Here is a 9,508-nt window from a genome sequence, read left to right as displayed (position 1 = left end):
CATATCCTGTTCCTGATTTCCTTGCTGATACCTGCCGTGATGATCCTGGTGCCGCAATCTGGCCGGGCGGCGGGCTGGCAGCCAGCTGATGCATTGAAGCCAGTATTGAAAGACGCGATCGGCATCGTCACCGCCTTTACCGTCGCTCATTCGATCACCTTATGCCTTGCGGCACTCGATATCGTGCGCCTGCCCTCGCGTCTGGTGGAGTCGGCCATTGCGGTGTCAGTCCTGCTGGCTGCCTTGAATAATCTCTACCCGCTGGTACATCGCCGGCGCTGGCTGGTGACCTTTGCCTTCGGCCTGATTCACGGCTTCGGCTTTGCCAGTGCGCTGGCCGAGCTGGATCTGGGGCGCGGCTCTTTGCTTGCTTCGCTGTTTGGCTTCAATCTCGGTGTCGAGCTGGGTCAATTGGCCATCGTGGTCGGATTCTTGCCACTGGCCTTCTGGTTGCGCCAGCAATTGCTGTATCGGCGCTTTGTGCTGCAAGGTGGCTCGTTCGCCATCGCGCTGATATCGCTGGGCTGGTTTGGCGAGCGGGCATTCGATATGCGTTTGTTGCCGTTTTAAAGCCGCACCTTACGCCGCTCAGCGCGGCATATCAGCCGCCGCCTTGGGAAAACGCGGCGGCTGTTTTATCCGGAAGGTCGCCGTAGTGATATGGGCGGGTTTGCCCACCGAGATGCGTGCAACGACTTCACCCGGACTACTACGGGTCAAAGCGATTTCCGTAATGGACCCCATGCGCGGATCGGTACTGCCGATAAACGCCTGCGGGTTAGCGGGGGCAGTCGTAGCATTGCCGATGGTCGGCGAAAGCCAATCACCATATAGCCAGAATTTTCCCTGGTCATTGATGATCAAATGGCGATAGCGATCATCCTGCATGTTGTCGCAATAGTAATAGGCCGACCAGGGGTGGCTGCTACTGTCGATTTTGCCGAAATAATTATATTCTGCTTGTTGGTTGCTAAACGCGGCTTCAAATTGCCGCCGATTTTTATTTTGAATCTCGGATGTGCTGACGGATGCCTCATAGGCTGTACCCAATATCACCGGTATGGTCAGAATGGATACGCTCAGGCACAGCCTCCCCAGTGTTTTTAGTTCATCCCGGACAAGATCGAGGCCGCAAATGGCGCCGACAATGGCAAGCAGCGGCAGCAATACCACCATGTCCAGCCGCATGGCACCGGGATTGAACAGGCTCAGCTTGGCGGAATAAAGGCCGGCGCACAGGCTTAGCAAGAGCGGTATCAATACGCTGCGATTGCGTAACTGACCCTGTACCTGAGCGACTGCAGCCAAGGGCAGCCATAGCACCGCCGCCCAGAAATAATTGAACTGGGCGAGCGATTTGATGAGTGTGTGCATCTGGGCTATTTATTTGGGTTAGACGGAATCGTCGAGATTGGTGGTGCGTATTTATTCATACTTCTTGATGATTTCGCGGATTGCGCCGGATTTGTACAAATCGGCCAAGGTGTTGCGGATTTTTTGACTGATGCCCTCGGGCAGACTGTTGCGCGCGTAAAGGTTATACGACTTTTCACCTATCACCAGCGGTGGGGCGAATTCCGAGCGGGAGATATTGTTCAGCCGCATGGCATGTACCTGGATATAGTGCGAAGACACCAATGCATCCATTCTGCCGCCTTGCATCATCTTGATGCCTTGAAACGGATCGACGATTTCATACAGGCGAATCTGCGGGTCTTTGTTTACCCGGTCATCAAAAAATGCACCGCGTGGCATGCCAAGGGTTTTGCCCTGCAATTGGCTGATGCTGGTAATGGGCGCGCCGGCCATGCTCAATATTTGCGACTTGAAGCTGATCAACAGGCCCAGATCAACACAGCATTGCTCCATGCCATCGGGAAAGTGGGCGGCGACATCGGCCACCTGGTTTTTCAGCACAAAGTCGAGACGGGCATAGGGTACCGACTTGATATTCATCGGCAAGCCGGTGCGACGCGATACCTCCTCCATGATTTCCACTTGGAGCCCACGTCGGGCAGGGTCCTTGGTCAGGGTGTAGGGTTCGACCTCGTTGACATAGACCTCAAGTGGCGCCGCCCAGATTGGTATGTGCGACACGCCTGCCAGTAGCAGGACACACAGCCTTGCCAGCCAAGATTTGCCGATGTGTGTCATCAGGGCCCCAGAAGTATTGGTGAACAGGCTGGCGACCTCGCTCTGCAAAGGCAGCATGCCGCCGACCAGAAAAGTCTAGTCTATGGCTTGCCGAGCGTCACTGACTCCAACAACAATGGGGCGTGGTGGTGGCCGGTATGCTGTGCAAACAGCCTGCCCTGCAGGCTGATCGACTGATCGAGGTAGGGGCGTAGGGCGGCATAGCCTTGGGTATCGAGTACCAGCTGTACCAAGGCCACGCCTCGTTGAGGCAGATACATCTCGTCGTCATCCGGATTGCCGGTGGTGCATACCGGCTGCCCTAGTTTCAGGTAGAAGCCGGTCTCGGCGGCATCGCCCCGAGCAACGCTTTCGAAATTGGGAGGGCCGGCAAAAGTCAGGCGCTGCAGCTTGCCACTGAGGGCGACCGGTTGACGGTAGCTGAGGCAAGGTGCGCCGATTTGCCGGCTCAGGTTGGCTTGCTGGCGCCGGTACCAGTCCTGCAGGCAGGCCTTGTCCGTACATTGCTCTCGCTGCTTCCAACTCGCGCGGGTTTGCTGCTGGAATGCCTTGCTGTCGCCCACTTGGCGTTTGACCAATTGATACAGTCCAGATAGTTCCTCATCGAGGCGGGAAAGCTCGCTATCTTGGCAGATCAGCTTTTCCGCCGGGGAGCGAGCCTTTTGGCAGTCGAAGCTGGCTGCAATGCCACTGACCCATGGCCAAAGCGCTAGCAGCACCAATACCTGCATCGGCCCTCTGTTTTGTCTGTTGGTCATCGGGCGTGTCCTGTGTCGTCAGCTTGTGACCATAGCGCCAGTGGGGGCAACGGTAAATGGCAACCATCGGCCGCACATCATAAGCCAGTGGGCGCAAATGGGCTTGCCAGCCTATGCTAGCCAAGGTGACGAAGCTGATAGGCAACCGGCTTTTTCTGGGCTGAGGTGCAAAGGAGGGAGACATGAAGCGCCGGGTACACTGCTGCTTGCTGATGCTATTGGCGAGTTTCGAGGTGCTTGCTGCTGCGCCAGCGTGTCATGACCCATTGTTCGTTGATCAGATTGCAGAATCTGCCTGGACCAATATCGATGTGGCTCCGGCCGAGGGGACCCGAGGAATACGCCAGGCCTTCGCCCAGGCCCGTGAGCTTGCTACGGTACCGGTACGCATTCGCCTGGCGCCGGGCTTGTATGCCGACAATCTGGGCGCAGAAGTTTTCGTGCAGCGGCTGCAGCGCACTGCCGCTACGCCGGTGTATCTGGTCGCCAGCGATAGCCGCCCCAATGCAACGCAACTGGGCCAGGGTTTGAACCTGCTCGGCGTCGCCTTTGTGGCAATTGATGGTGTAACCATTGGTCCACGCGAGGTTGGCGCCTGGGATGGTCGGCGCCATGCTGATCCGCAGCCTTTGCAGGCAGCGGCCGGCGTGCATATCGCCGGCGAAGCGATCGATGCGCGGCGCAGCGCCGTGGTCGGCGGCGTTCTGGATTACAGCATTTATGGTCGCTATCTGCCCTCGCACCATCTGGTGGTGCGGCGCACCACCATCCAGAATCTGTTTGAGACCAATGAAAAAGACGCCGAGACCAGCGAAGGCCAGTCGCTCGACGGTATGAAGTTCAATCAGGTACAAGACCTGTGGGTGCTCGACAATGGTGTGAGGCAGACTTCGCGCCATGGCATCGACAATGTCGGCGTGCATCGCGCCGCCTTCTGTCGCAATGTGATCAGCCACACTGGCGGCGGACAGGGTATCGAAGCCAAGGGCGGTGCGACCGATATCCTGTTCGACAGCAATACCTTCTACCGGGTAAGGCGGGTGGAGCTCGGGGGGGAGAATACCGATGCCAGCTATTACTTCTCGGCCGATGGGCTATGGAACTACGAGGCCAGCCGCCTGATTGCCCGCAATAACCTGATCATCGATGCGCGCGAGGCGGCGCTGGAGTTTTCCGGCTGCAGCGATTGCACCGCCATCAACAATAGCATCCTGTTTACCGCTGCCTACGTGGTGCCCAGTGCCGGCGGCACGGTGAATGGCGGCGATGCCATCCGGGTGCACGATAGCGTGGTACTTGGCGCTGCCGAAGGGGCGGGCAGCGACTGCCAATGGTGGGACCCGGCACAGTCTGACTATGTCACTGTCAACCCGTGCTGGGGGGTGGGCTCCACTGCACCGGCACCGGTCGGCAAGCCCCTGCAGAGTGCCCGCCTTACCGTGGTCAACAATCTGTTTGCCTCGGCAGCCGGCAGCTTCGGGAAGGTGATCGGCAGCAGCAGTACACTGCCTTGCCCATTGAATGTGATCGACGGTCAAGCCAGTCTTGCCATGAATGGCAATTACTGGTGGAACGGCAATGCCGGCCTGCCCGCATCAGGATGCAGCAACTTGCCCGAGGGCAGTGCATCGACAGTGCCTGCGGCGGCGCCATTTGCTGCCGCACCGGTAGCGCTGGGTGACATCGATGGCCGCAGCCTGGCCGCGACAGGCAGTAGCGCGATCAATGCGCTGCTGCCGCTGCCGGGCTCACCCCTGGCCGGCAAGGCGGTAAGCAGCGCCGCTACTGCTGCTTACGATCGGCTGGGCGCCGCCAGCGCCACCACCATAGGCGCAGTGGCCGCCGGGCCCAATACACAGGCCGACCGGCTATTCAACTGGGCCGAGCGCAGCTACCTTGGGCTTTTCGGTAAGCCAGACGGGCCAAGCGCTGTGCTGGCTGACTATTACTACCGCCACTACGGCCAGACCGGCGCCTATCTGGCGGTAGCAAATGGTCATGCCTATTACCTTGGCAGCGCATCGGGCGGACAGGTGCTCGATCTGGGCGAGTTGGCGCGCTGGATGCCTGCTGTATTGGCCGATGGCTACTAAGGCGCCGCTAGCCTGCCGCCTTGCCCAGATAGCTTTCTACCATGGCCCATGCATACAGAGCCCAGAGCAGGGCGCCCAGCACGATCCAGATATAGTTAGCCACGCTGAAGCGGCTATTGGTGTGACCCTCTGCGTCGCCGCTGGCAGTATTGATGGCAGCCTGGGCGCGAGAGAACAGCAGATACTGCGGCAGCAGAAACACCAGCGTCAGCAGATCGGAATACACCGAATCGGTATTCTTGTTCGAAATCAGCATCGATACGATGGTCAGGATCACGATGGGTGTAGCCAGCTTGCGCGGGTCATCCGACCAGCTCGGGCTAACGCGGCTGAGCTGGGCATGCACTTTACGCATCAGCGAATGGGTAAAGAAAATCGAAAAGAAGGCGCGTGGAACAGGCCAGACCGATTCACCGCTATTGGCTCGATACGCCTTCCAGTTTCGAAAAAACCAGTAGAGCTGATAAGCACCCAGGGTGGCGAAAAACAGTACGGCGAACTTCTTCGGCGATACCACATAGAAACCACCATTCGCGCTGGTTTCGGCATAGCTGCCGGGATCGGATTTCGGTGGGGCGTAGAGATTGTCGGTCATGGTTGATGGGTCTGTATGGATTGGCAGGGCAGGCCGGCATGGTAATGCGCAATCGGGCTGCCTGTGCGCTATTCCTCGCGTGCCGGTACAAGTACCGTGCGATTGCCATTGGTTTCCATCGGGCTGACCAGGCCGGCCTGTTCCATCTGTTCGATCAGGCGGGCGGCGCGGTTGTAGCCGATGCGCAGCTGGCGCTGCACCGCCGAAATCGATGCCTTGCGGCTTTTCAGCACGAAAGACACTGCCTGGTCATACAGATCGTCGCCTTCGTTGCCAGCGGCGCCGCCGCCGGTGAGGCTGAATTCACCGCCGCCAGCTTCGCCGCCCATGCCTTCCACTTGGCCGGTGAGGATGCCCTCGATATAGTCAGGCTCGCCCTGGCTCTTCAAAAATTCCACCACCGCGTGCACTTCTTCATCGGCCACGAAGGCGCCGTGAATACGCTGCGGATAACCGCTGCCCGGAGGCAGGAACAGGCCGTCGCCCTGGCCGAGCAGGGCCTCGGCGCCCATCTGGTCCAAAATGGTGCGGCTGTCGATCTTGCTGCTGACCTGGAATGCGCAGCGGGTGGGGATATTGGCCTTGATCAGGCCGGTGATCACATCGACCGACGGCCGCTGGGTGGCGAGGATCAGGTGGATGCCGGCGGCGCGGGCCTTTTGTGCCAGCCGGGCGATCAGCTGCTCCACCTGTTTGCCGGCCACCATCATCAAGTCGGCCAGCTCGTCGATCAGCACCACGATCAAGGGCAGGGTGGTCAAGGGTTCCGGATTGTCCGGGGTCAGGCTGAACGGGTTGACCGGCTTCTCGCCGCGCTTTTCCGCCTCTTTCAGCTTCTGGTTGTAGCCCGACAGATTGCGCACCCCCATGGCGCTCATCAGGCGGTAGCGCTTTTCCATTTCCGCCACGCACCAGTTGAGCGCATTGGCGGCATGCTTCATATCGGTGACCACCGGGGCCAGCAGGTGCGGGATGCCTTCGTAGATGCTCAACTCCAGCATCTTCGGGTCGACCATGATCAGGCGCACTTCCTCGGGCGTGGCCTTGTACAGAAACGACAGGATGATGGCGTTCATCGCCACCGATTTACCCGAGCCGGTGGTGCCGGCCACCAGCATATGCGGTGCCTTGGCCAAGTCGGCCACCACCGGCTTGCCGGAGATGTCCTTGCCCAGTGCCATGGTCAGCAGCGAGCCGGCATCGTCGTAGAGCTGCGAGCCGAGGATCTCCGACAGGCGCACGATCTGCCGCTTCGGATTCGGTAGCTCCAGGCCCATATAGGTCTTGCCGGGGATGGTCTCCACCACCCGGATCGATACCAGGCTCAGGGCGCGCGCCAGATCCTTCATCAGATTGACGATCTGGCTGCCCTTCACCCCGGTGGCCGGCTCGATCTCGTAGCGGGTAATCACCGGGCCGGGGTAGGCCGCCACCACTTTCACTTCCACGCCGAAGTCGGCCAGCTTGCGCTCGATCAGGCGCGAGGTGTATTCCAGCGTTTCGTGGCTGACCACTTCCTGGGTGGAAGGGGGAGGCGCCAGCAGGGTGATGCTGGGCAATTCGGCGCGACCGGATTGCACCAGCGGCGGCGTTTTCTTGCTGACGGTCTTCGGTTTGACCGGCGCCAGCGGCGCCGCTTGATGCGGCTGCGGCTGTGCCGGCGGCACATCGTCTTCGACATCATTCCAAGGTGGCAGCTCATCGTCTTCGAACAGGCTGGCTTGCGCCTCGGCGATGCGCGCTTTTTCGGCGGCTTTTTGTTCTTGCTCGATTTCGCGCAGGATGGACTTGGCCGGGGGGATGTCTAGCGTCGGCTCTTCAATGCGTAAAGCAGGTGCGTCTTCGAACTTCTGTTTCTCGACAGTTACTCGCGCTTCGCGGGCACTGGCCGCTTCTTCGCCGATCTTGCGATCCTGGCGGGCCTGGTAGAGGCTGAAAAGCTTGATGAAGCGATCTTCCAGCCAGCCGCCCACCGTTTCCATCAGGTTCAGCCAGGACAGCCCGACGAACAGCGACAGGCCGATGGCGAACACGGCGAGCAGGATCAAGGTGGCGCCGGTAAAGCCCAGTACATGGTAGAGCCAGCCACCCAGCGCCAGGCCCAGCATGCCGCCGGGCACATAGGGCAGCGCAATCTGCCAGCTACCCAGGCGCAACGCTTCCAGGCTACAGCTGGACAGGATCAGCATCATGAATCCGGACATGGCGACAATGGCGAGCCGGTGGTTGCCCTGCACTTTTTCCAAGCGCCGATAGCCCCACAGGATGGCGGCCAGGCAGAACACCACCCACCACCAGGCAGAAAAGCCGAATAGATACAGCAATACATCGGCCAGCCAGGCGCCGAAGCTGCCGCCCTTGTTGTGGATGGCGGCACGGGTGGCGTCATGCGACCAGCCCGGGTCGCCCGGATGGTAGCTGGCCAGAATGATCACCAGATAAAGACCCGCGACCACGGCTGCCAGCCACCAGCTCTCGCGCAGCACTGCGGCAATCGGCTGCGGCAGCGGATTGGCATCGCGTTTCGAGGCATTGGGAATATTTTTGGGGCGGCGGGAAAACAGCATGGACACGACCTGACGATGGACCGGGCCGATTATAGCCTGCTCACTTCGGCTGGTTTGATGACGATGTCACTGTGCCGGCTTTAGCACAACAGCCTTGTGGTGTGTCCGGCACGCGAGCAGCTTATTCGAGAAAGCGCCGCTGCCAGCCTTGGTACAGCCGATAGGCGTGGTCCTTCATCGCTTCGGCCGAGCTGAAATGGCGTGGGTCGATAGGCTCGAACACGTGGTAATCGACCTGCGGGTTGGCGGCGGTGGCGATTTGCCACAGCTTGAGCAGCAGATGCTGATCGCCCCACTCGAAGGTCTCTTGAGCGTGGTAGTGCAGAAACACCGGCAAGATGGGCACGCCGCTCTCCATGCTGGCGATAAAGGCGCCGTTGAAAAAACGCCCGGCCAGGCGCCGGCCCTTGCAGCCGCCCTCGGGATACAGCGCCAGATTGCTGCCCTGGCGGGCGGCCTCGATCAAGGCTTCGGTGGCGGCCTTGCGCGAAGCCGACGATTCGCGCTGCACGAACAGGGTGTCGGCCGCCACTGCCACCCGGCCGACAATCCACCAGTCCGCCACCTCTGCCTTGGCGAGCGAGCGCACCGGAAACAGCGCCGGTATGCCGATATCTTCAAACGCCGAGGGGTGGTTGGCGATCAGCACATAGTGCGCAGGCAGGGCGCCGCGATAATGCTGATGCAGCGCCAGTTTCACGCCGAGTGCGCGCACAAAGCTGCGACACCAGGGGCGCAATACCCGGCGATAGGCAGCACGCACCCAGGGGCGGGGCAAGGCCGCGAGCAGCAGCATCAAGGCGGTGAACAGCAGGAAGTCGAGCAGGGCGACAAGGCGCCAGAGCAGGCGCAATAGCGCAATCATCGGGCCGGCTTTCTCTGTAGACGCGTCCGTGAAAACGGTGCAGAAGGCAAAACCTGCAGACACAGAGAACAGGGAGAACACAGAGCACACGGAGAAAGGCGAAGTCTACCCAGGTGGTCTCCGTGTGCTCTGTGTGCTCAGTGAACTCTGTGTCTACAGATGTTCGGGTTTACATTGCGCAGGAGCCAGCTTGAACTGCGCTACACGATAAAGCCGCGCAGCTTGCTCTCGATAATGCGCGGGTTCTCTCCGTGCGCAATGCCGACCAGGCCCTCGACGATCATGTCGCGTCGCTTGACCTCGATGGCAATCACCTGGCGCAATTTGTTGGAGATGGGCAGAAAGAACAGATTGGCCGAACCCACCCCATAGATGGTGGCGACAAAGGCCACCGCGATGCCGGCACCGAGCTTGGAGGGGTCGGACAGGTTTTCCATCACATGGATCAGCCCCATTACCGCGCCGAGAATGCCGAT

9 protein-coding genes are annotated in these 9,508 nt (G+C 60.1%); 2 read left to right on the top strand and 7 right to left on the bottom strand.

Annotated elements, in window-relative coordinates; all coding sequences use genetic code 11:
* On the top strand, positions 1 to 570 hold a 570-nt coding region (locus ACE3OH_RS14800; RefSeq protein WP_374354436.1), incomplete at its 5' end, for a HupE/UreJ family protein.
* A gap of 18 nt (positions 571 to 588) precedes the next feature.
* Here ACE3OH_RS14800 and ACE3OH_RS14795 read toward each other — a convergent pair.
* Genes ACE3OH_RS14795 through ACE3OH_RS14785 form a run of 3 tightly spaced genes read right to left on the bottom strand, consistent with a single transcriptional unit; the run spans position 589 to position 2,912 of the window.
* Complete coding sequence (locus tag ACE3OH_RS14795; RefSeq protein WP_374354433.1) at positions 589 to 1,374, bottom strand: hypothetical protein; 786 nt, start codon at positions 1,372 to 1,374, stop codon at positions 589 to 591.
* A gap of 51 nt (positions 1,375 to 1,425) precedes the next feature.
* Positions 1,426 to 2,211, bottom strand: a complete 786-nt coding sequence (locus tag ACE3OH_RS14790; protein WP_374354430.1) for a substrate-binding periplasmic protein — start codon at positions 2,209 to 2,211, stop codon at positions 1,426 to 1,428.
* 23 nt (positions 2,212 to 2,234) lie between these two features.
* A complete protein-coding gene (locus tag ACE3OH_RS14785) occupies positions 2,235 to 2,912 on the bottom strand; it encodes a DUF4431 domain-containing protein (RefSeq protein ID WP_374354427.1) in 678 nt (225 codons plus the stop codon).
* Positions 2,913 to 3,094: 182 nt separating this feature from the next.
* Between ACE3OH_RS14785 and ACE3OH_RS14780 the strand changes: the two genes are divergently transcribed.
* Positions 3,095 to 5,005, top strand: coding sequence for a right-handed parallel beta-helix repeat-containing protein (locus tag ACE3OH_RS14780; protein ID WP_374354423.1), 1,911 nt, complete (start codon positions 3,095 to 3,097; stop codon positions 5,003 to 5,005).
* 7 nt (positions 5,006 to 5,012) lie between these two features.
* Here the strand turns inward: ACE3OH_RS14780 and ACE3OH_RS14775 are convergent, their stop codons facing one another.
* The 4 genes from ACE3OH_RS14775 to ACE3OH_RS14760 form a co-directional block, all read right to left on the bottom strand.
* Positions 5,013 to 5,600 (bottom strand): hypothetical protein, encoded by a 588-nt coding sequence (locus ACE3OH_RS14775; protein ID WP_374354417.1) that lies wholly within the window; start codon positions 5,598 to 5,600, stop codon positions 5,013 to 5,015.
* Between the two features lie 68 nt (positions 5,601 to 5,668).
* On the bottom strand, positions 5,669 to 8,167 hold the full coding sequence (locus ACE3OH_RS14770) for a DNA translocase FtsK (RefSeq protein WP_374354414.1): 2,499 nt from the start codon (positions 8,165 to 8,167) through the stop codon (positions 5,669 to 5,671).
* 121 nt (positions 8,168 to 8,288) lie between these two features.
* Positions 8,289 to 9,032: a lysophospholipid acyltransferase family protein gene (locus tag ACE3OH_RS14765; RefSeq protein WP_374354411.1), complete on the bottom strand. Its 744-nt coding sequence runs from the start codon at positions 9,030 to 9,032 to the stop codon at positions 8,289 to 8,291.
* A gap of 200 nt (positions 9,033 to 9,232) precedes the next feature.
* The coding region (locus ACE3OH_RS14760) for a MotA/TolQ/ExbB proton channel family protein (protein ID WP_374354408.1) at positions 9,233 to 9,508 on the bottom strand (276 nt) is incomplete at its 5' end.

The sequence above is a fragment of the Chitinimonas sp. genome (assembly GCF_041904975.1).
Classification (GTDB): domain Bacteria; phylum Pseudomonadota; class Gammaproteobacteria; order Burkholderiales; family Chitinimonadaceae; genus Chitinimonas.
The sequence above is the reverse complement of the archived record's forward strand: the minus strand, read 5'-3'. Positions and strand labels throughout refer to the sequence as shown.

What these genes read in the sequence shown, in the direction of transcription:
- ACE3OH_RS14790 (WP_374354430.1), bottom strand. Translation starts at nt 2,211, where the DNA reads ATGCTGCCTTTGCAGAGCGAGGTCGCCAGCCTGTTCACCAATACTTCT.
- ACE3OH_RS14775 (WP_374354417.1), bottom strand. Translation starts at nt 5,600, where the DNA reads ATGACCGACAATCTCTACGCCCCACCGAAATCCGATCCCGGCAGCTAT.
- ACE3OH_RS14785 (WP_374354427.1), bottom strand. Translation starts at nt 2,912, where the DNA reads ATGACCAACAGACAAAACAGAGGGCCGATGCAGGTATTGGTGCTGCTA.
- ACE3OH_RS14780 (WP_374354423.1), top strand. Translation starts at nt 3,095, where the DNA reads ATGAAGCGCCGGGTACACTGCTGCTTGCTGATGCTATTGGCGAGTTTC.
- ACE3OH_RS14765 (WP_374354411.1), bottom strand. Translation starts at nt 9,032, where the DNA reads ATGATTGCGCTATTGCGCCTGCTCTGGCGCCTTGTCGCCCTGCTCGAC.
- ACE3OH_RS14770 (WP_374354414.1), bottom strand. Translation starts at nt 8,167, where the DNA reads ATGCTGTTTTCCCGCCGCCCCAAAAATATTCCCAATGCCTCGAAACGC.
- ACE3OH_RS14795 (WP_374354433.1), bottom strand. Translation starts at nt 1,374, where the DNA reads ATGCACACACTCATCAAATCGCTCGCCCAGTTCAATTATTTCTGGGCG.